The sequence below is a fragment of the Tenacibaculum amylolyticum genome, from assembly GCF_964511145.1.
GTDB classification, from domain to species: Bacteria; Bacteroidota; Bacteroidia; order Flavobacteriales; family Flavobacteriaceae; genus Polaribacter; species Polaribacter amylolyticum.
The window spans coordinates 54,592-78,157 of sequence record NZ_CAZEFZ010000011.1; the positions used below are offsets into that span (position 1 = coordinate 54,592).

Annotated in this window: 16 protein-coding genes and 1 tRNA gene; 12 read left to right on the forward strand and 5 right to left on the reverse strand. The window is 32.1% G+C overall.

The genetic code is table 11. The annotated features are described in order from the left end of the window. Positions 1-4 precede the first annotated feature (4 nt). The 4 genes from ACKTTC_RS05685 to ACKTTC_RS05700 all read right to left on the reverse strand — a co-directional run bounded on the left by ACKTTC_RS05685 (position 5) and on the right by ACKTTC_RS05700 (position 3,857). On the reverse strand, positions 5-1,327 hold the full coding sequence (locus tag ACKTTC_RS05685; RefSeq protein WP_408038829.1) for a DEAD/DEAH box helicase: 1,323 nt from the start codon (positions 1,325-1,327) through the stop codon (positions 5-7). Between the two features lie 139 nt (positions 1,328-1,466). Next, positions 1,467-1,718 (reverse strand): hypothetical protein, encoded by a 252-nt coding sequence (locus ACKTTC_RS05690; protein ID WP_408038869.1) that lies wholly within the window; start codon positions 1,716-1,718, stop codon positions 1,467-1,469. A gap of 307 nt (positions 1,719-2,025) precedes the next feature. Beyond that, positions 2,026-2,988 carry a succinylglutamate desuccinylase/aspartoacylase family protein gene (locus ACKTTC_RS05695; protein ID WP_408038830.1) on the reverse strand — a complete coding sequence of 321 codons (963 nt, stop codon included), beginning with the start codon at positions 2,986-2,988 and terminating at the stop codon, positions 2,026-2,028. Beyond that, the gene (locus ACKTTC_RS05700; RefSeq protein ID WP_408038831.1) at positions 2,952-3,857 is read right to left on the reverse strand and encodes a RimK family alpha-L-glutamate ligase; all 906 of its coding nucleotides are present in this window, start codon (positions 3,855-3,857) and stop codon (positions 2,952-2,954) included. The genes ACKTTC_RS05695 and ACKTTC_RS05700 overlap by 37 nt, the downstream gene beginning before the upstream one ends. Before the next feature lie 210 nt (positions 3,858-4,067). On the opposite strand from ACKTTC_RS05700, the gene ACKTTC_RS05705 reads away from it, so the two are divergent. The 11 genes from ACKTTC_RS05705 to ACKTTC_RS05755 all read left to right on the forward strand — a co-directional run bounded on the left by ACKTTC_RS05705 (position 4,068) and on the right by ACKTTC_RS05755 (position 18,841). Beyond that, positions 4,068-6,899: a VPS10 domain-containing protein gene (locus ACKTTC_RS05705; protein WP_408038832.1), complete on the forward strand. Its 2,832-nt coding sequence runs from the start codon at positions 4,068-4,070 to the stop codon at positions 6,897-6,899. A 5-nt stretch (positions 6,900-6,904) separates the two neighbouring features. Further along, entirely contained in the window at positions 6,905-7,267 is a 363-nt protein-coding gene (folB, locus tag ACKTTC_RS05710) for a dihydroneopterin aldolase (protein WP_408038833.1), read from the forward strand. A 50-nt stretch (positions 7,268-7,317) separates the two neighbouring features. Then, a tRNA-Cys gene (locus ACKTTC_RS05715) sits at positions 7,318-7,388 on the forward strand. Positions 7,389-7,675: 287 nt separating this feature from the next. Then, positions 7,676-10,009 (forward strand): spondin domain-containing protein, encoded by a 2,334-nt coding sequence (locus ACKTTC_RS05720; protein WP_408038834.1) that lies wholly within the window; start codon positions 7,676-7,678, stop codon positions 10,007-10,009. A 203-nt stretch (positions 10,010-10,212) separates the two neighbouring features. After that, complete coding sequence (locus tag ACKTTC_RS05725) at positions 10,213-11,058, forward strand: MBL fold metallo-hydrolase (RefSeq protein ID WP_408038835.1); 846 nt, start codon at positions 10,213-10,215, stop codon at positions 11,056-11,058. 6 nt (positions 11,059-11,064) lie between these two features. After that, positions 11,065-12,750, forward strand: coding sequence for a S8 family serine peptidase (locus tag ACKTTC_RS05730; protein ID WP_408038836.1), 1,686 nt, complete (start codon positions 11,065-11,067; stop codon positions 12,748-12,750). A 68-nt stretch (positions 12,751-12,818) separates the two neighbouring features. Beyond that, on the forward strand, positions 12,819-14,672 hold the full coding sequence (locus ACKTTC_RS05735; protein WP_408038837.1) for a M1 family metallopeptidase: 1,854 nt from the start codon (positions 12,819-12,821) through the stop codon (positions 14,670-14,672). Positions 14,673-14,796: 124 nt separating this feature from the next. Beyond that, entirely contained in the window at positions 14,797-15,840 is a 1,044-nt protein-coding gene (locus ACKTTC_RS05740; RefSeq protein ID WP_408038838.1) for a helix-turn-helix domain-containing protein, read from the forward strand. Between the two features lie 88 nt (positions 15,841-15,928). Continuing rightward, positions 15,929-16,807, forward strand: coding sequence for a hypothetical protein (locus tag ACKTTC_RS05745; RefSeq protein ID WP_408038839.1), 879 nt, complete (start codon positions 15,929-15,931; stop codon positions 16,805-16,807). Between the two features lie 9 nt (positions 16,808-16,816). After that, complete coding sequence (locus tag ACKTTC_RS05750) at positions 16,817-17,692, forward strand: hypothetical protein (RefSeq protein WP_408038840.1); 876 nt, start codon at positions 16,817-16,819, stop codon at positions 17,690-17,692. Between the two features lie 249 nt (positions 17,693-17,941). Continuing rightward, positions 17,942-18,841 carry a hypothetical protein gene (locus ACKTTC_RS05755; protein ID WP_408038841.1) on the forward strand — a complete coding sequence of 300 codons (900 nt, stop codon included), beginning with the start codon at positions 17,942-17,944 and terminating at the stop codon, positions 18,839-18,841. A 237-nt stretch (positions 18,842-19,078) separates the two neighbouring features. Here ACKTTC_RS05755 and ACKTTC_RS05760 read toward each other — a convergent pair whose 3' ends face one another. Beyond that, the gene (locus tag ACKTTC_RS05760; RefSeq protein ID WP_408038842.1) at positions 19,079-21,592 is read right to left on the reverse strand and encodes an AsmA-like C-terminal region-containing protein; all 2,514 of its coding nucleotides are present in this window, start codon (positions 21,590-21,592) and stop codon (positions 19,079-19,081) included. Between the two features lie 215 nt (positions 21,593-21,807). Between ACKTTC_RS05760 and ACKTTC_RS05765 the strand changes: the two genes are divergently transcribed. Next, the gene (locus tag ACKTTC_RS05765) at positions 21,808-23,499 is read left to right on the forward strand and encodes a glutamine--tRNA ligase/YqeY domain fusion protein (protein ID WP_408038843.1); all 1,692 of its coding nucleotides are present in this window, start codon (positions 21,808-21,810) and stop codon (positions 23,497-23,499) included. Positions 23,500-23,566: the final 67 nt, after the last annotated feature.

The window sequence follows — 23,566 nt, forward strand, 5'->3', positions numbered from 1 at the left end:
TTGATTAACTTGTAGTTTTCCTGCTAGGTCTTCTTTTTGAGTTGTTTTTTCTTTTATTAGAAGAGCGATTGGTGGTATTTTTTTCACTCGACTTGTTTTTAGGTCTGAAATTTCTTTTAGAAGTATTTCTAGTAAACGACTTTTTTGCCTTGGTATTTTTAGTAGTCGCTTTCTTTTGCTCTGTTTGTTGTGTAGTTGTAAGATCGAAACCTTCCAGTTCAACAATTTTTAGTTTTTGTTTTAATAACTTTTCAATACCTTTTACATATGCCAACTCTTCATCTCCCACTAACGAAATAGCCTCTCCACTAGCACCAGCTCTACCTGTTCTACCTATTCTGTGCACATAATCTTCTGGAATATTTGGTAATTCATAATTGATTACGTGAGGTAATAATGGAATGTCTAATCCTCGTGCTGCAATATCTGTAGCGACTAAAACACGAATCGTATTTTCTTTAAAACCTTTTAAAGCTTTTGTTCTAGCACCTTGACTTTTATTTCCATGTATAGCAGCAGCAGAAATTCCTCTTTTAACTAATTTTTCAGTCAGTCTATTGGCGCCATGCTTTGTACGTGTAAAAATCAAAACCTGATTCCAGTTACCATCAGAAATCAATTGAATAACCATAGCTGCTTTTCTACTTTTAGGAACACGATATATCTTCTGTGTAACCATTTCTGCAGTTGTATTTTCAGGAGCAGCTTCTACAAGTGTCGGATTTGTTAAGATTCCTTTTGCAAGCGCTTTAATTTCCTTAGAAAAAGTAGCTGAAAAAAGTAAATTTTGACGCTTAGAAGGCAAAAGAGCTATGATTTTTTTAATATCTCTTACAAAGCCCATGTCTAACATTCTATCAGCTTCATCTAAAATTAAAATATCTACTCTTTTTAACGACAATGCTTTTTGATCGTGTAAATCTAATAACCTTCCAGGTGTAGCAACTAACACATCGATACCATTTTTTATGGTTGCAATTTGACTTTTAGGTTTTACACCTCCAAATATTACCGTAGATCTTATATTGAGATATTGACTATAATCTCGTACGTTATCATAAATCTGTGCTGCTAATTCTCTAGTTGGAGTTAAAATTAATGCACGTATTGGGCGAAATTTTGGATTCTTAGTATCTGTTATTATTTGTAATATAGGTAAGGTAAATCCTGCTGTTTTTCCAGTTCCAGTTTGTGCAGATGCTAATACATCTTGGCCTTTTAATATTACGGGTATTGCTTTTTCTTGTATTGGTGATGGAGTCGTGTATCCTTTTTCTTCTACTGCTTTTAAAAGCTCCTCTTTTAATCCTAATGATTTAAATGTCATAAATATGTATATAGAAATAAATTAAGTTTTATTTCTGAATAGGTTACAAAGGTACGGTTATAGATCTTGTGAATAAGAAAAGCGCTTAAATAAATACTTTAAACGCTTTTTTATAATTTTATTTATACTGTGTATAAATCTATTTCTTCATGGAATTTTTAATAACTCCAATAATAGCCATTAAAACACCACCTCCTACAGTTCCTCCTGCAATACTTCCAATAATACCTGAGAGATCAATACCAAGCATTCCTAATAATTGAGCACCAAGACCACCACCTAAAATTCCTACAATAGAATTCCACAGCGTTCCCATTGAAAACTTTTTTAAGATGGCACCAGCTAAATTTCCACCTACAGCTCCTGTAAGTAAGCTAATAATTAATTCCATGTTGTTTGTTTTAATTAGTTAATTGTTAATAAATTAACAAAAAAATAAAGACTCGTGCAAGTTTAATAGATTGAAAGCTAGGTGTATAAGAATAAACATTGATCTAAATAAAAGATGTTTCACTTTTTTTCGATAAACTCAGAAAGCAGTTCAGAATAACATATTTCCACGTCATTGCGAGTGTTCCCTGAGGAGACTCGAAGGGAAAGGGGAGCAATCTGTTTTTTCAGATAGAAAGATTTCTTTAGTCGTTGACTTCGACGCTGCGTAGTCTCCTTCTTAAAAGTAAAATAATAAACCAATTTTTTCAATATCCCATGTGAAATAAAGGATCTCCCAGATTTACAACAGGAAAGTTGTTTTTAGCAATAATAAAACCATCTTTTGGAGCTTTTACAGAAAACTTAGTTTCTCCATAAGTATCCATAATAAAACCTAGAATTTCTCCCTTTTTAATAGCAACACCGTTAGCTACTTTAGGATTGAAAAGCCCAGCTACTTTAGCACGAATCCATGTTTTTTTCTGAATCTCTATAGAAGGTACTCCAGTAGGTATAAGAACATTTTCGTCAATCATTTTAAAATGCTTTAAAATACGTAGTGTTCCATAAATTCCTTCTTGAATTGGAAATTCTTCTAAACGTAAGGATTCTCCTCCTTCGTAAACAATTACAGGAATATCATATTTAAAACACTCTTTACGAAAAGACTTAGCAATTAAGTTCGATCCAAATACAAAAGGAGCATTAAAAATAGTAGCTAATGCTTTGGCTCTTTCATCTTGTGGGGTGTATCGTATTTGAGGATGGTTATTTCTTTGAGCGCCACCTGTATGATAATCGATAGCGAAATCTACATTTTTCGTAATCTCTTTCATTAAATAATAAGCAAGTCTGCTTGCTAAAGAACCTCTTTTAGAGCCTGGAAAACTTCTATTAACATCTTTTCCATGCATTTCTCGAGACAGGTCTAAAAAACCAAAAATGTTTAATAAAGGAACTACAATAACACAACCTCGATGTATTTTATAAGATTTATCAATTAACATTCTTCTCACCAGTTCTACACCATTGGTTTCATCGCCATGTAAACCACCCTGTAATAGTACGGTTGGCCCTAATTCTTCGCCATTAAAAATATATACAGGAATTTCAATTAGCGTACCTGTAGGTAATCTATCAACTGGAATCTTAATCAATTTCGATTCTCCTAATCGAATTCGTTCTCCTCTAATTAATATCTCCTCATTCTTGAATTCTTTGTCGAACATTTCTTCTCTAAATATTTTATAATTCCTTCAGCTACATTAATCTTTGTATAAGCTTCAATTCCTTGCAATCCAGGAGTAGAATTCACTTCTAGTAAAAGAGGTCCTCTTTTAGAGCGAATTAAATCTACACCAGCAACAGGTAAACCTAAATAGCTAGCAGCTCTAATAGCCATTGATTTTTCTTTATCTGTTAAATTCACTTTAGAACCAGAGCCACCTCTATGAATATTCGATCTAAAATCGTCATCCAATCCTTTTCGTTTCATGGCTGCTAACACTTTCTCACCAGCAACAATAATTCGAATATCTTCACTATTACTTTCTTTAATAAACTCTTGTAATAAAATGTTATGATTCATTCTATAAAAAGTATCAATAATAGATTTTGCCGATTTCTTACTTTCAGCAAGCATTACGCCCATTCCTTGGGTGCCTTCTTGCATTTTTATAATAACAGGAGCACCGCCTAACAATTCTATTTGCTCTTTTATATTTTCTGGATTTACAGAGAAAACAGTATCTGGAATAGGAATACCTTTACGATTCATAATTTGTAATGTACGAACCTTGTTTTGAGCCCTTAAAATACCTAAAGATCTAGCGGTACTGAATACATCGTTCATTTCAAATTCTTTCACAACAGCAGCACCATGTCTAGTAATAGAAGCTCCAATTCTTGGAATAATTACATCAGGTTCATCAATAATATTATCACCGTAATAATTAATTTCCCTTTTCCCATTACTTAGTTTGATAGAACATTTACTATGATTAATGATATCTACTTCATGACCTCTATTAACAGCTTCATCATATAACCGTTTGGTAGAATAAATATGCTCACCCGCAGAGAGAATAAAAATGTTCATGAGGCTTCTTTTTTCACAAATCTAATTAAAATATAAAATGGAAACTATTTTTTATTTTTGATGTAATTAGTAAAACCAAATAGTATTCTAAAAACAGAAGAAAAATTTCATCAAAATATATATTTAATGATGGATTTTTCTGATGTATGTTTTTGAAAACTAATGCAACTAAAAATTGGTATTTCAATAGCCAAATAAAACAAACACACAATGAAAAAAATCTTTAAACTAGCATTCCTTGTAGGGCCAACCATCTTTGCCCAACAAGTTGCTACTCCTGTAAAAAAAGTGCAGGAATCATTACAACAGAAAAAAGCAATGGTATCACAATCTTTAGTGAAAAATATACCATTTGAAAATATTGGTCCAACAGTTATGAGTGGACGTGTTGTAGATATAGATGTAAATCCAAAAAATACAAATGAATTCTATGTAGGATATGCTTCAGGAGGATTATGGTACACAAATAATAACGGAAATACGTTTACGCCAGTATTAGATAGTTCACCAACACAAAACATTGGAGATATTGCCGTAGATTGGAAAAACAATACTATTTGGGTAGGAACAGGAGAAAATAACTCATCTCGTTCTTCGTATGCAGGAATTGGAATTTTAAAATCTACAGATAAAGGTAAAACTTGGGAAAATGTTGGTTTAGGAGATTCACATCATATAGGGCGTGTATTAATCAATCCTAATAATCCACAAGAAATAGTAGTAGGTGTTTTAGGACACTTGTATTCGCCAAATAAAGAACGTGGTATTTTTAAAACTACAGACGGAGGTAAAACTTGGAAGAAAACCTTATTTATAAATGAAGATACAGGAATTATTGATGTACAACCTGCACCAAATAATTTTAATGTATTGTATGCTGCAGCTTGGGAAAGAGATCGTAAAGCATGGAATTTTGAAGGTAGTGGATCGCATTCTGGAATTTATAAATCTACAGATAGTGGTACTACATGGACAAATATTTCTGATGATAACGGGTTTCCAAAAGGAAATGGTGTAGGTAGAATTGGGTTAGCTGTTTTTGATGAAAATACAGTATATGCTTCACATGATAGTCAGTTTAGAAGAAAGAAAGATGGAAAGAAAAAAACAGCTTCTAATGCATTAGCAAAAGATGATTTTAAAACAATGTCTGTGAGTGATTTCTTAGCCTTGTCTGATAAAAAGTTGAATTCATACTTAAAAATGAATGGATTCCAAGAAAAGTACCGTGCAGAAAATGTAAAACAAATGGTACGTGCAGGAGCTGTAAAACCTATTGATTTAGCAAAGTATTTAGAAGATGCAAATTCGTTGTTATTTGACACTCCAGTGGTAGGAGCAGAAGTATACAAAACCACAAATGGAGGGAAGTCTTGGAAGAAAACTCATGATGGATATTTAGATGATTTATATTATTCATACGGATATTACTTTGGAGAAATTAGAGTAGATCCGCAAGACGAAAACGGAATTTACATTTTAGGAGTTCCTATTTTAAAGTCGAAAGACGGTGGAAAAACATTTACATCTATTAGTAGAGAAAATGTACATGCAGATCATCAAGCGTTATGGGTAAATCCAAAATTACAAGGACATTTAATTGATGGAAACGATGGAGGTTTGAATATTTCTTATGATGATGGAGCTAGTTGGTTAAAATTAAATACGCCTTCTGTTGGACAATTCTATTCAGTGTATGTAGACAATCAAAAGCCATATAATGTGTATGGAGGATTGCAAGATAATGGTGTTTGGACAGCAAAAAACAATGCACGTATTAACAAAGCTTGGCATCAAACAGGTAAAAACCCATACCAATCTATAATGGGAGGAGATGGAATGCAAGTACAAGTAGACGATAGAAATCCAAACATTGTATATACAGGATATCAATTTGGAAACTATTTTAGAATTGATAGAGCTACAGGAAAGCAAACCTATATTCAACCAAAACACACATTAGGAGAAAGTCCATACCGATTCAATTGGCAAACACCTATTTTATTATCAAAACACAATCAAGATATTTTATACTTAGGAGGAAATAAATTACATCGTTCTTTAAATCAAGGAAACGATTGGGAAACTATTTCAGAAGATTTAACCAAAGGAGGTAAAAAAGGAAATGTAGCGTACGGAACCATTACAAGTATTAGTGAAAGTCCTTTTCAGTTTGGATTATTATACACTGGATCTGACGATGGCTTAATTCACATTTCTGAAAATGGCGGAGGTTCATGGAGGCAAATTTCAAGTGCTTTGCCACAAGATCTTTGGGTAAGTAGAGTTATTGCTTCTAAACATAAAAAAGAACGTGTATACGCTACATTAAACGGATACCGTTGGGACGATTTTAATCCGTATGTATATGTATCTGATGATTACGGAAAAACTTGGAAAAACATCAGCAATAATATTCCTGCTGCTCCTGTGAATGTTATCAAAGAAGATCCTGAAAATGAAAACGTATTATATGTAGGAACAGATAACGGACTATATGTTTCTTTAGATCGAGGAAATACTTGGGAGATTTTCAATAAAAATTTACCAAACGTAGCAGTACACGATTTAGTAATTCAACCAGAAGCAAAAGAATTAGTAATTGGTACACACGGAAGAAGTTTATATAAAGCTAACATAGCTCCGATTCAAAAATTAACTGAAGCAATTAAAAAACAATCAGTTCATATTTTTGCCGTAAAACCAATTAGAAAATCAAGATCTTGGGGAAATACATGGAGTAAATGGTTAAAACCAAATACGCCAGAAGTTACAATTCCTTTTTATGTAAATAAAGATGGTAAGGTAAAGATCACTATTTTCTCAGGAGATATAGCTGTAAATACAATGGGAACTTCGGCTTCTAAAGGAATTAATGAAGCTATTTTTGATGTTTCTTTCAATGAAAAAGGATTGAAAAAATATCAAAAAGAACATCCAGATGCGATTGTAATGAAAGCTAAAAACGGAAAAACCTATTTACCAAAAGGAAAATACACAGTTAAAATAGGTGAAAAAGAAAGTACATTCGAAATTAAATAAGTTACATGGGAATCATAAAAGTTACAGATATTAGACTGTTTACAAATCACGGTTGTTTAGACGAAGAAGCGAAAATTGGGTCGGAATATCGAGTGGATATTGAGGTAAAAGCCAATTTAAATCGCTCTGCAACCAGTGATGAGCTAAAAGATACAGTTGATTATGTACATTTAAATAAAATAGCAAAAGAAGAAATGGCCATTCGCTCCAAATTATTGGAGCATGTGGCTAAAAGAATGATAGACAGAATCTTCGAAGAAATAATTATGGTAGAAGAAGCTACTGTAAGTGTCTCAAAAATCAATCCGCCAATAGGTGGAAATGTGGGTGAAGTAACAATTATGCTATCTGAAGTGCGTAAAAATTAAAAAATACTTGCTGAAATTAATAAAAGTATTAAATTTGCACACTCACTAAAGGTGTCGTGGCCGAGTGGCTAGGCAGTGGTCTGCAACACCATCTACAGCGGTTCGAATCCGCTCGACACCTCAAAACCTTCACAAGTAACTTGTGAAGGTTTTTTGTTTTGTATCATTTTGAAGATTTCGGAATCTTTCTATAAATAGAATAAAATTTACACGGTAAGAATAGCCTAGATAAATGCATCCTTTGTTATGATTAGGGTATAATTAAAGTTCATTATCCCATTATTGGGATTTTCTTCAAACGTTTTTTTTCCTTTTTAACCTATTCTATTTCCCTTTAGTATAGTTTACTAGTAGTAAAAACAAGGGCTTAAGGTAATTTCGTCTCAGAATTTATAAAAAGCAGATACCATGAGACAAATTAACTTTTTTTTACTATCACTACTACTGTTAGTAATATCATGTAACGACGATAATGATGTGGCTACTGAACCAGATACACCTATAACACCAGAAATAAATGTAGTCTTTAACGAGATAAAATATCAAGGAACAAAAAACTTAATTGAAATTTATAACAGAGGTGATCAAGCAGCAGATTTAAATGAATATTGGTTGTGTTTAGGTCCAGGAGCTTATCAGAAAATAGGAGATTTAACACCAGAAAGTGGAAATATTGTAATTCCATCAAAAGGATACCTAGTATTAAGTTATGATTTACCAGCAGAAAGCGGTGGTTTAGGATTATACAGTACAAATGAATTTACAAACGCACAAGCTATTGTAGATTTTGTTCAATATGGTGCGGCTGGAAGTGCAAGAGAAAATGTTGCTGTTGAAGCTGGAATTTGGACTGCAGGAGAGTTTGTTCCTGAAGTTAAGAGTGAGAATAACAGCATTATTTACGATGGAGAAGGAAACGGTGTAGGAAATTGGGCAGAAACAACTGAAACAACTTTTGGAGCAGAAAACATTTTAATGGTACCAGAAGACGATGTACGTTCTGTGGTATTAAATGAAGTAAACTACGGTCAAAATAAATTAATCGAATTGTGGAATAACGGAAATGTAGCTGTAGATGTATCAGATTACTGGTTATGTTTAGGCCCAGGAAAATACTTGCAATTAAAAGATGCTACTGTAGTAAGCGGTTCTGTACAATTAAATCCAGGAGAATTCTTAGTAGTAAATTGGGATCAATTAAGCGATAGCGACGGATTAGGTTTTTACTCAACAAATGCATTTACAGATGCTAACGCAATTGTAGATTTTGTACAATGGGGAGCTTCAGGAAGTGCAAGAGAAAATGTGGCAGTTGCAGCAGGAATTTGGACTGCAGGAGAGTTTGTTCCAGCAGTAAGATTAGATACTTATAGTATTGCTTATGATGGAGAAGGAGATGGAGCACAAGATTGGCAAGAAGCAGTAAATACAACATTTGGAACTGGAAATAGTCAAGATGCTACTAAAACAACCTTTTCGGTAACAATTACAAATAAAATCAATTATTTAGCAACGTATGTTTTCAATACACCAAATGGAGCTGCAAATCCAGGACCAATTCCAAATGCTAACGGAAGTTATTCAGTACAATTTAAAGCAGTACCAGGAGCGAAGCTAAGTTTCGCAACTATGTCTGCAGCTACAAACGATTGGTTTTTTGCACCAAAAATGACAGGAATTGATCTTTTTGATAGCAATGGAGCTGCAGTAACAGGAGATGTTAGTAATCAAATTTATTTATGGGACGCAGGAACAGAAGAAGAAAACCCAGCAACTATTGCAACAGAGCCAAATGGAGGAACAGCAGGAGATCCAGATGATGACAATACGGTTCGTGTTGTAAAGGAAGACGTAACAGATTATTTGAAAACAGAATTAGCTTACGATAGCGGTACAAAATACTTTACACTTACCTTAACAAATGTTGAAGGAAATGCTGGAGCAAACCCAATTATTATTACACCAGGATTGGTTGTATTACACGCACAAAATGCACCATTATTTACTACAGGAAGTCCAGATAGAGGTTATGGTCTTAAAGAATTAGCAGAAGCAGGAGACCCAAAACCATTATACGATTGGTTTAATGAAACTGGATCACAAGGAGCGCCATTAAGATTATCTTCTTCGTATACAGTGTTTTCTCCAGGAATATTATATGCTTTCAATACAACTAAAGATCCTTGGTTTGTTCAAGGGCAAGCTGCAAAAGCAAATAGCGGTTTAGAAGAATTAGCTGAAGATGGAAATAATCAAGTAGCATATGAATACCTAAAGAATTTAGGATTACCAACAGCAGTAAGTAATGAAATGGCACCTGTTAAGCCAGGAGAATCATTAACATTCACTATAGAAGTTCCACAAGGTTTAGGCTATAAATTAGGTTTTGGTACAATGATGGTAGATTCTAACGACTGGTTTATTAGTTATAACAATAACGGAGTAGCTCTTTTTGATGGAAACAACACACCTTTTTCTGGAACTTCAGAAAGTGATGAAACGTATTTATATGATGCAGGAACTGAAGCCGACGAAGATGTTGGATTTGGAGCTAATCAAGCACCAAGACAAGGAGGAGCAAATACTGGAGCTGCAGATGCAGATAACTTAGTTAGAAGAGTAGGAACAATAAACGATGTACAATTTAATAAAGGAGAAATTAATAGTGCACCAGGAGTTACTTGGTTTGGAGATCCAAGAGGTGGTTACAACTTTATAGAAGTAAATATCCAACCAAATTAAGAATATGGATGTAAATCGATCTTACATGTTTTTGAGAATAAGATGGTTTATTTCAGATTAGGGACCAAAACCTCAGCTAAAATAGCTGGGGTTTTGTATTTAAAAAAAGAATAACGAGAAGGCATTTAACGCACAACGAAATCGATTAAAATTACGAAATAATTAACCTTATTTTTCGTTAAAAATTTGCATATTTGCTTTCTATGCGAATTTATCCTATTGAAACGGGGAATTTTAAACTAGACGGAGGAGCAATGTTTGGAGTTGTTCCAAAATCTTTATGGGAACGAACAAACCCTGCCGATGACAAAAATATGATTGAAATGGGCATGCGATGTATGCTTATTGAAGATGGTGATCGATTAACTTTGATCGATACTGGAATCGGAAATAAACAATCCGACAAGTTTTTTGGTTACTACTACTTATACGGCGATTTTTCACTAGACAAATCTTTAGTAGAATTAGGTTTTCACAGAGATGATATTACCGATGTGTTTTTAACACATTTGCATTTCGATCATTGTGGAGGAGCTATTCAATTTAATAAAGATAGAACAGGTTACGAACCTGCATTTAAAAACGCAAGGTTTTGGAGTAACAGTCGTCATTGGGATTGGGCAGTAAATCCAAACCCAAGAGAAAAAGCATCTTTCTTAACAGAAAACATTTTACCAATTCAGGAAAGTGGGCAATTAAATTTTTTGCATTTAAATGCACAAGACTATGTTGGTTTTGATGTAATTTTTAAAGATGGTCATACAGAAAAACAAATGTTACCTAAAATAGAATATCAAGGGAAAACAATTGTTTTTATGGCAGATTTACTTCCTACTGCAGGACACATTCCTCTTCCTTATGTTATGGGTTACGATACAAGGCCTTTACTTACATTAAAAGAAAAGGAAGCATTTTTAAATGAAGCTGCAGATAAAGAATTTTACCTGTTTTTAGAGCACGATGCGCATAATGAATTAATTACTGTGAAACACACAGAAAAAGGAGTACGATTGAAAGAAAGTTATAAATTTAAGGATATTTTTAATTAAACAAACATGAGAGTTTTAAAACCTATTTTATATTCAACAATAGCTGTTGCTTTAGCAAGCTGTTCTAGCTCAGGAAATGTTGCAAAAAAAGCAGTTCCTCAAGGACCAAATGTAGTGGTAGATATACCTGCAAAGAAAGCAGAGTTAACAGATACCGAGAAAGAGAACTGGCAACATTTAGATTTAGCTACTGACTCTATCCCTGGAATGAGTGTGTACAAAGCATATGAGTTTTTAAATGGGAAAAAAGGTGTTGAGGTTGTTGTTGGAGTTGTTGATAGCGGTACCGATTTAAAACACGAAGATTTAAAAGATGTAGCTTGGGTAAATGTAGATGAAATCCCAGGAAATGGAATCGATGACGATAAAAATGGTTATGTAGACGATATTAACGGATGGAATTTCTTAGGAGATACTTATAAAGAGCTTTTAGAGTATCAAAGAATTATGCAAAACCCATCTATTGCAGATGCTGAAACAGCAGCAAAAGTAAAAGAGTTCTATAACAAAGAGTTAAAAGACGCTAAAGAAGGATTAAGTAAGTTAGAGCAAAACTCATTTACTTACGGAAAAATCTTAGAAGGAATTATTAAAGCAGATGAAGCTTTTACAAAATACTTTAAGAAGTCTGATTACACAAGTGAAGAGATTTTAGCAATAAAAGATCAACCAGAATTAGAAAATTACATTGCGATTGCAAAACAAGTTTTTGGTTTTGGAATGTCTTCTCTTAAAGAAGGAAAGAGTGAATTAGAAGGAGCTGTTAACTATTTTACAAACAAAGTACAAGGAAACAAAGACTTAATTTCTGGAGAAATTCTTAAGAAAAACTATCGTGCTACAGTTGGAGACAATCCAGAAGATATTAAGGATAGCCCAGGATATGGAAATGGAAACTCTGGACACTCTACAAAAGATGAGTCGCACGGTACACACGTTTCTGGAATCATTGGAGCAACTAGAGGTAACGGTAAAGGAATGGAAGGAGTAGCAAATAATGTAAAAATTATGGCAGTTCGTTCTGTTCCAGATGGAGACGAGTACGATAAAGATGTTGCTTTAGGTATTCGTTATGCAGTAGATAATGGAGCTAAAGTAATTAACACAAGTTTTGGTAAAGGATATTCTCCACATAAAGATTGGGTTTACGATGCTATTAAGTATGCAGCAGATAACGATGTGTTAATCGTAAATGCAGCTGGAAACTCTAGTGATGATATCGATGTTGTTGAAACATATCCAAACGATACACCAGATAATAAAAATGAAGTAGCAGATAACTTTATTACAATTGGTGCTATGAGTGCTAATAATGATAAAAATTTACCAGCAACTTTTACAAATTATGGTAAAAGAAATGTAGACGTTTTTGCTCCTGGAGTACAAATTTATGCTACTACTCCTGACGGAGAATATGGTAAAAAGAGTGGAACATCTATGGCTGCTCCTGCTACAGCTGGAGTTGCTGCATTAATTCGTTCTTACTATCCACAATTATCAGCAAGTCAGGTAAAAAGAATTTTAATGAACTCTGGAACTAAAATAGATTTTGAAGTGATTAGACCAGGTTCTGCTTCAAGAGAAAATCCAGATGGAGAATTAGTGCCATTTTCAGATTTATCTGTATCAGGTCGTGTAGTAAATGCGTACAATGCATTACGTATGGCAGACAGAATTGTGAACGGAAAATAATCATTCATATAACAAATAAAAAAAGAGCATTTATAAATGCTCTTTTTTTTGATTAACAAACAGACGAAATGAGAAAAATTATTTATTCAATAGGATGCCTTTTCTTGCTTTCTAGCACAAGTTTTGCTCAGAAAAAAGGAAAGACGAATTATTGGCAACAGGAGGTAGATTATACCATGGATATTGATATGGATGTGAAGAAATATCAATATAAAGGGAAGCAAAAATTAGTGTACACTAATAATTCACCAGATGTGTTAGATAAAGTTTTCTATCACTTGTATTTTAATGCCTTTCAACCTAATTCTCAAATGGATGCAAGGTTGCATACCATTGAAGATCCAGACGGAAGAATGGTGAATAAAACAGGGACTAAAGAAGAACCAAAAGTTGAAAGTAGAATAGCGAAACTAAATCCTGATGAAATAGGCTATATTAAAGTAAATAGCTTAAAACAAAATGGGAAAAAAGTAAGCTACGAAACTGTAGGAACAATATTAGAAGTTACTTTACACAAACCAATTCAACCAGGACAAAAAGCAACTTTTGAAATGGATTTTGATGCGCAAGTACCTGTGCAAATCCGTAGATCGGGAAGAAACAGTAAGGAAGGAGTTGCTTTATCTATGACACAATGGTATCCTAAAATGGCAGAGTACGACTTCGAAGGATGGCATACACCACCTTATATTGCAAGAGAATTCCATGGTGTTTGGGGAGATTTTGATGTAACGTTACATATCGATAAAAGCTATACCGTTGGAGGAACGGGAAGACTACAAAACCCACAAGAAGTTGGACATGGATACGAAGATAAAAGCAAGAAATTAAAACTTCCAAAAGGGAAGAAACTTACATGGAACTTTAAAGGAGAAAATATACATGATTTTGCTTGGGCCGCAGATCCAGAATATATCCACGATATTTATAAAATGAAAAATGGGATAGATTTACATTTTTTATATAAGAAAACCTTAGCAGAAAATTACTTAGAAAATTGGAAGAAACTACAGCCTAAAACAGCTGAATTAATGAACTATTTCAGCGAAAATATTGGTCAGTACCCATACAAGCAATATTCAGTATTACAAGGAGGAGATGGAGGAATGGAGTACGCACAATGTACTTTAATTACAGGAAAAAGATCTTGGGGAAGCTTATTTGGTGTTACAGCACACGAGTTAGCACATACTTGGTTCCAATTTTTGTTAGCTACAAACGAGAGTAAACATCCATGGATGGATGAAGGATTTACAACCTATATTTCTAATAAAGCAACAAACGATATTTTAGGAAAAGGTGAAGTAAACCCACATAAAGGCTCTTATAGAGGATATTCGTATTTAGTAAGTACAGGAAAAGAAGAACCACTTTCTACACATGCAGATAGATACAATACAAACTTTGCATATGGCGTAGGAAGTTATAGTAAAGGAAACATCTTTTTAAGTCAATTAGAATACATTATTGGAGCAGAAAATGTAGCGAAAGCATTAAAGAAATACTTTAGTGATTTCTCATTTAAACATCCAACTCCTAATGATATTAAACGTAGTGCAGAGAAAGTTTCTGGAATACATTTAGATTGGTATTTAAATGAATGGACGCAAACAAACCATAGAATAGATTATGGAGTAAAATCTATAAATAATAAAGAAGTAACTTTAGAAAGAATTGGAGAAATGCCAATGCCTATAGATGTTGAAGTTACTTATGCAGATGGAACAACTCAGTCTTTTTATATTCCTTTAGAAATTATGAGAGGACATAAAGCAACCAATGCTACATTATTAAAAGATTGGGGATGGGCTTATCCAACCTATACATTTGAAACTGCAAAACCTGTAAAATCTGTACAAATAGATAAAAGTGGTTTAATGGCAGATGTAGATGTGAACAACAATGTTTTAGTTATAGAATAAATAACTTTTACAATAAGAATACAAAAAGGTTGAGAATAAATTTTCTCAACCTTTTTTAGTTTAATATAAATACTTTTTAAAATATTATAAGGTTATTTAGACGGAAATATTACCTTTATATACCATGGAGCAAATAACCTTAGAATTTAGTTATCTATTAATTATTGACGTACTTTCTATAGCAACATCATTAATTTTAGGTTTGTTATTTATAACGTTAAAATCAGATAACAGGAAAGCAAATGTCTTTATTGGTTTGTTTTTATGGTCTTTAAGTTTCGAAGTCCTAGAAGCTTTTTTGGAAGCAATAGAAGAAGCTCCAGAGATGTTGTTTAATGCAACATTGCTAACAATTCCACTACTATTTTTATATGTAAATTCAACGTTAAATAGAAAACTACCAAAGAAAATATTTCTATTGTTTCTACCCTGGCTTATTGTAACAATACTAGGTATACACACAGAAGATCTTAGATTAGTAGAATACCTTTTTAACGTAACTATTTTGATATTTATATTTAAAAAAGTCGATAGTAATAAGGAAGAAGTCAAAGATTTTTATTCAGATATCGAAAACAGAACGTTGTCTTGGATTAAAACAATAGTATATATCTTTTTATTCTTTAATGCTTTTTGGATTCTTGAAGATATAGTAGGTTTTCAGTATGAGTATATTGCCGAATACTTTGCATATGTTTCTTCAATACTTACCTTCTTTATGATTTATTGGATAGGACATAACGGATTCTCTCAATCGGCAATGTTCACTACTACATTATTTCAAAAACAAGAAACTGAAATAAAACCTGAGCAAGAAGATACAAGTGAAAAGTTTGCTGAAATAATAGCAACTATAGAGAGTAAAAAATACTTTACAATCTCTAATCTTAACTTAAAGTTGCTTTCTGATTTGTTAGAAATTAAAGAAAAAGAATTGTCAAAATTGATCAATTTACACACTCAAAATAATTTTTATCAATTTATAAATCAATTTCGAGTAAGTGAGTTTAAAAACCTACTACTTTCTCCAAAAGCGAAGCAATTATCTATATTAGGAATGGCACAAGAAGCAGGTTTTACTTCAAAATCAACTTTTTATGTGGCCTTTAAGAATATTGAAGGAATCACTCCAAAGCAGTATCAAAACTCCCTAAAAGAGTCCGAATAGAGTTTATACGGACTTCTAGGAGCCTTTTTAAAGCAATTCTGGCCATACTTTTGAAGTTACAAGTGTAACAATGTTAAATTTTAAAAGTATGGCTAAGAAAACCCTTTATTCATTCCTAATCCTAATAGGAATATTTTATACTTCATGTTCTAAAAATGAAGAATTAGTTGTGCCAGATAATGGTACATCAGGAACAGGATCTTCTAATAATACCTTAGAAGAATATCTAAAAGCAAATGCAGATTATGTGCATAATATTAACGGATTTTATATTGTAGGTAGTGCAGCAGCACCTGGTAGTCCAGAAACCACACCAGGAACTACTGCTAAAGAGATTTTTGATCATTCCGTACGTTTATTCAGTAGTTTTTTAGATCAAGACAACGATGGAGTTGTTGATGAAGATAGAAAACAATTAAATACGTATTTAGCAAATACAGTACTGTTTATTTCTGGGCCTCTTTCTTTTGTAGATAAAATTTCAATGTCTTCACAGTTGACTTCTAAAAATCTGTACGGTATGAGTATGCAAACGGATAATTGGCCATATGTAAAAAACTATGATGGAAAAGGATGGACTGTTAGTACATTAAATTCTTCAACATGGAGACCAAATAACTTTAATGCTTTATGGGAGGAGGTATTTCATACAATAACTGAAGCATATAGTAGATCGGACAATACGCTTGCTTTTACTCCGGGAGCTAAGTTTCGTCAATTAATGGATGCAGACATTGCTGCGGGAACATATGATATTTCTGAGCAAAATGCAGCCGAAAATGGAAATTATGATAGAGTGACTGCCGTAAATGAATACATCCATCAAATTTGGGCTATAAATTTTGCAGGCCAAGATGCCGCATTGAATTCATATCAAAAAGAAGCATTACAATTTATGAAGGACAATAAAATTCCAATGACTGTAAATGCTACATATAATCAAACAATAGGAACACAAATTAAATAATTAAGATATATGAAGAAAGTAACAGCAAACATCGTAATGGTAGTAATAGCATTTATATCTATTGGCTGCCTGTCTTGTTCAAAAAATGATGAAGTTGTTGGTGGAGGAACCAACTCAGGAACTATTAATGAAGGAAATGATCCTAATTTTAAAATTGTAGCGAATACAGATGCAGGAATGTCTGCATTTAATAGAAAAGTAGTTGTATTTGGAATCGATATTTATGCTGTAGCAGGAGTAGAAGATGCGAAATTATTACATGCGGCTAATGTAATGGCCCAATATTTAGATAATAATGAAGACGGTGTAGTAGATAATCAGGCTGTTCTAGATAAAATGCTAGAAAATAAAGCATTTCTTTTTATGTGGGCTTCAGAATCAGATTTAAATTCTATAAATCCTCCATCAGGAAGAATAGGACAAGATCTTGGAAATGGAGAAACAGTTCCAAATTTTGTTGCAAATGGGAAAACAGGAAGATTTGATGCTTCTTTAGAGGAAGTTTGGCATATTATTACCAATGCAGGATATTCTAAGGCTTATCCAGCTGTATTTGGCGAAAGTGCAGGATCAACATTATCTAATGCAATGGATAAAGCAAGAGGTGGGCAATTTACAACGATTCCTAGTTCATATCCTTCAGGAGCATGGTATACTTATAACGATACTACTTGCGATTACAACTGTCAAAACACTGAGTATTTCTATTGGGCAATGACTTCTATTTTAGGAGCTCAAGTAAATCGTTTAAGTGAGATTCAACAAGAATGGAAATTAAATACAAAAGATAAAGTGCAAACAACAGATACAGATGTATATGCTTTACTAACAAATGTTCAATATAAACTTCCAACAGTTTTGCCTGATGGAACTTATAAAAGATAAAAAAGATTATCCAACCCTTGATTTTTTTATGAGTTGTTAGTTTAAACAATGACTAGCAACTCATGATTTTTAATAATGAGGATTATAATTAGAGAACGAGAGCGCTTTTTTCAGTTATTTGTTTTGATGAATTGTTTTAGAAGAGATATTTATTATGGGATATCTTATACTTTTTTCACTGATTAAGGTTGCTCTTTTCTCTGTTTTTAACTGAAAACTTTTCGATATAAAGGAATTAAGATAGTACAAATGAAGAAAATATTTTGCCTTGCTGTTATATGTGTCTTAACAATTTTTACTTCTTGTAAAGTAACTCCTAAAAAGCAAGAAGAAAGAGGTCAAGAGAAAAATCCTAAACTAGGAGCTTGTGTATTTGCTACTCCACAAAATTCAAAAACGGTAAACCCTTCAAATCTTGCAATTAGCATTCATAACGGATCGGGAGCCTTTGCTAAAAAAATGAATGTGTATGGTATGGAGTTTATCGTAATGAAAGACGTTCCTAATAGTTTCTTAGAAGAAGTTGGGACTACACTTCAAGAGATATTTCCTCAAGATAGTTCATTAAATCTAGTAAGACAACATAAGGTTTTAAATAACCTAATACAATATAAAGCAACGATTCCAGTAATCGATGGACATCACGATGCTATGCCAGAAAATGTTATGGAAGAACTTTACACTAAGTACGAAAATAAATGTAGTGTTTGTGATGTAATTATGTATAATGTACCCTTACAAACTATGGAAGTTGTGGAACATTTATTGCATTTTATTACAGATATAGGTTTGAACTATGAATATCCAGAAGAATGGTCTTTTAATACTAAAGATGCTACTGTATTTAATGTAATGCAAGAAGCAATTAACAAAGGTTTTTATGATATAGATAGCTATGATGATTTGAAAGAAGATAAAGAAGCATATGAAAGAGTAGTGATTCAGGAATTTGCATATTGGCTAATTAGTACCTATTGGAATTTACAAGAAGAATATGGACCGAACGAAAATGAATGGACTATTAGAAATAAAGATGAATTAAAAAACAAATTACCTAGTGCCTATAATTTAGTTGAGAATACTGTTGGAGAAATAATGAAAACTCCTTCAAAAAGCATATTAGAAAAACTACAAGCTAATTACAAATAAGGTTTAAAATCGAATAGCTTAATAATTGGTTGTTTTTAATAAAAAAGTTCGGATAAATTTTATTCGGACTTTTTTTATGTGCTGAAAAGCAGTTTTTTAAATTGATTAATGTAGTTTTAAAATGTTAAAAGCATTAATGTATTCTAATCCCCATCCTAATTTATCTGTAAGTAAGACTACAGGATAGATTTTATAAGAAATTCCATGTACTAATGTAAGGTATGTGGAGTTTTTTTATTATTGAACTTTTTCTAATATTCTGTTTTTTAAACGCTTTTGCTGTTCATGTTTCCCGTGTAATTGTTCATCTTTTTTGTAAAGAAGGATTTGTTTATTTAAATGTTTTTCTTCTTCAAGAAGTTTCCTGTCGCTTAATCGAAACTTATAATCTATTTCATTTTTAGAATTGCTTACTGCTTGTACAAATACTTTCCATCCAGAATTTTTGTAAGCCACTTTTTTAGGAATGTTTTTTATATTTCTATACTCTAAATTGCTAAGAGGTATAGATATCCAGAGATTAGTGTTATTATCAAAACCTAAATCTCCAAGCACATATAAATTAAAAGCAGTAGATTGAATTTCAGTACGTGGAATTTCAACGGTTTTGTTTTTAAAGTAAATGGTGTTAGAAATAGGAGCAAAACGTATATTTTCAAATCTACTTTTCCTAAAAACAAGATCAGCAACCTTCTCTAAAGGTTTAAATCCATCAATAGATAAACTATCAATATTAAAGTCAATTTTTCCTGAAAGTGTCTGTAAATCTAAACCTTTATCATTGTTTAAAACACCTTTTACAACAGTATTTACATCTATTGCTCCAGTAAACTGTTTTAAGTTTTGTAAACTTTGTATTCCAAAATAATCGTAATCTTTAACAACCTTAGCAAAATCTAATTTACTAGTAGTGCTTTCAATTTCAAATATTGTTTTTTCAGGATCAGTAATATCTAAATTGGCATCTAAAACAACGCTGCCATTTCTATAATCGAAACCAGTATTTTTTAAATAAATTTGATTTTCATTTTTAAATTTCAGTCCAGTTTCTGCATTGAAAAGTTGAAAATCTTTATAGTTAAATTCCTTGAACTTTATAGAAATATTCGGGTTGAATTTTTGATAAATACTTTTAGCAAAATCATTAATAACTAAATGCTGCTTTGCAGTACCAGTATTAAAGCTATCTATTTTGTTAAATAGCTGCGTAACATTCTTCCAAGCAATCTTTTCAGAACTCATTTTAATAGCAGTAGCTACAGGTTCTTTTTTTCCAAAAACTAAGGCAAGCACATTAGTTATTTTACCAGTAAGATCAATGTTGTTTTCTTTAAGAGGAATTTTTAAAATACTAAGATTAGCATCTTTTTTAGCAATAGCTAAATGCAAAGTATCAATAGCTATACGAACACCTAATTCTTTATGTAATACATTACTGTTTTGTATACTAAAAGAGCTTTTCGTAGTTTGTAACAAACTATCTAAATTATTGATATTTCCACTTATTTGAGATGTTAAATTAAACCTCCCTTCCTGAAATAAAAAAGTAGTGTTGTTAAGTAATGAGTTTAATGATTTTGTATTTCCTTTAGCAGTAGTTACGGTTTGTATAGATGTTTTTCCGCTTGCGGTACTATATAAATCAGCTTTTTTAGTAGAGAAAGAAATGCCTTTATAAACTCCTTGTAATGTTTTAGTATGCAATTTTAAAACACCACTTTCTTCGCTAATAAAATTTCCAACCAAATCTAAACTGTCAATGGTAATACTATCCTTTATTTGTAAATTATTTTTAGCTATTTTAAAATCAACATTTACATACGGATTACTATTGGGACCAAAACTTCCTTGTAATGCAATATCGGTATGAATTGGTTTGGCAAAAGAAAAATGTTTTAATGTTTTTCGAATGTTAGCAGGCAAAAGTTTAACCGTTTTATCATAGTCGGTTTTACTGTTTTTAATAGTCAAATCAAAAGAACCATAGCCTTGAGTATATATCGTACCTCCTACCTTAAAAATCTGATCATTCAATACAATATCGAAAGGTGGAATAGCTATGTTTTTTTTATCGATAAATAGTGTAGGGTGCATCCTTAACTTTACACGTGTGTCTTTTAAGAAAGCTCCGTTTTGTAAATTAAAACCTAACTCTTCCATATAGGCATTTAAAACTAAATCGGTATGAATAATAGTATCATTCAAAGAAACAGTAGCATTTAAACCATTTAAATTTCCACTTATTTTTTGATGATTAAACTCCTGTATGATCTCATATTTTACATTAGTAAGTTCTAAATGCATTTGTTCCTTAGAAAACCAAGACTGTAGATGCTTTTTTTTAGAAGCTGTTTTTTTAGCTGAAAAAACAGTTGTGTTAGAAAGGTTGTTTTTATCAGTGAATAAAAATACCTTTCCATTCTTCATGATTAAAGAATTGAATTGAATTTTCTTTCGCAATAAGTTTTTAAGAGATACCTTTAAATCTACTTCATCAAATGAAAAATCTTGAGTTTGTTGTCCGTTATCAAGTGAGTTTTTCAAAGAAACCTTATGAATTGTAAAAGATAAGGAAGGAAAATGCTTAAAAGTGTTTACTGAAATATTATCAAAAGTTAATGTTCCTTTATGATGTTTATGGTACCATTGAGAGAATTCATGAAGTACTTTTTCCTTATGTGTTTTTAGATAATAACCACCACCAATAAGCCCAAGTATAAAAACAATACTTATGGTTATCAATACTTTCAATATGATTTTTAAAACTTTCAATGCGAAAAAATAACCTTCTAAAGATAAGTTTTTGAAATGAAAGAAAAATCCAGTTAGAAACGAAACAATTTTAGCCTTATGAAGTTCTTAATTTTGATTTGATAAATCATTGTCTTTTTATTTTAAAAGGAGTTGATTTATATAGAAATCACGTCAACAATTTTATGTAGTTTTGCACTTCAATTTAATAGAAAATGTCAGAAGAAAAGAAATCATTGAATTTTATTGAGCAAATTATAGAAGAAGATTTAACCAATGGGATGAAAAACGAAGCATTACGTTTTCGTTTTCCTCCAGAACCAAATGGTTATTTACACATTGGACATACAAAAGCTATTGGAATTAGTTTTGGTTTAGGTGAAAAATACAATGCACCTGTAAACTTACGTTTCGATGATACAAATCCAGCTAAAGAGGAACAAGAGTATGTAGATGCTATAAAAAAAGACGTTGCTTGGTTAGGTTACAAATGGGAAAACGAATGTTATTCTTCTGATTATTTTCAGCAATTGTACGACTGGGCTATACAATTAATTAAAGACGGAAAAGCCTATGTAGATAGCCAAACCTCTGAGGCTATGGCAGAGCAAAAAGGAACACCAACAGAACCTGGTGTGGCTAGTCCGTTTAGAGATAGAACAGTTGAAGAAAACCTTGAATTATTCACAAAGATGAAAGAAGGAGAATTCGAGGAAGGTTCACATGTATTAAGAGCTAAAATAGATATGGCATCTCCAAATATGTTGTTAAGAGATCCTATTATGTATCGAATTCTTAAAAAAGCACATCATAGAACAGGAACAGATTGGGTAATTTATCCTATGTACGATTGGACACATGGAGAAAGTGATTATATCGAACAAATTTCTCATTCGTTATGTTCTTTAGAATTTAAGCCACATAGAGATTTATACAATTGGTTTAGAGATAATGTGTACACTTATAGCAAAAGTGAATATCCATTAATGCCAAAACAACGAGAGTTTTCAAGACTTAACTTAAGTTATACTATTATGAGTAAGCGTAAGTTACTTAAGTTAGTTGAAGAAGGTGTAGTAAGTGGATGGGATGATCCTAGAATGCCAACAATTTCTGGATTAAGAAGAAGAGGATATACACCAGCTGCAATTCGTAATTTTATTGAAACTGTAGGAGTTTCTAAAAGAGAAAATGTAATTGATGTAGCGTTATTAGAGTTTAAGATTAGAGAAGACTTAAACAAAAATGCAAACAGAGTAATGGGAGTTTTAAACCCTGTAAAACTTGTAATTACAAACTATCCAGAAGACAAAGAAGAAATCTTAATTGCAGAAAATAACCCTGAATTAGAAGATGCTGGATCTAGAGAAATACCTTTTTCTCGTGAATTATACATTGAAAGAGAGGATTTTAAAGAGGAAGCGAACAGGAAGTATTTCCGCTTAGCTTTAGGTAAAGAAGTACGCTTAAAAAACGCTTATATCATTAAAGGAGAAAGTTGTGTAAAAGATGCCGAAGGAAACATTACAGAAATTCACTGTACCTACGATCCTTTAAGTAAATCTGGAAGTGGAACAGAAGAAAGTAAACGTAAAGTTAAAGGTACATTGCATTGGGTTTCTATTAAACATGCCGTAGAAGCTGAAGTAAGAATTTATGATCGTTTATTCTTAGATGAAGCACCAGATTCTCATAAAGACAAAGATTTTATGGAATTTTTAAACCCAGATTCTTTACAGGTAATTAAAGCATTTGTAGAGCCAAGTTTGGTTGCTGCGAAGGTTGCAGATAGATTTCAATTTCAACGTCTAGGATATTTCAATGTAGATACTGACAGCACTGAGAATGCACTTGTTTTTAATAAGATTGTTGGCTTAAGAGATACTTGGGCTAAAGTGAACAAGTAGTTGAAAATGAACTACTTGTTTTAAGTGTTAAGGAAGTATAATTTTAAGTTAATTAAATCAATTTAAA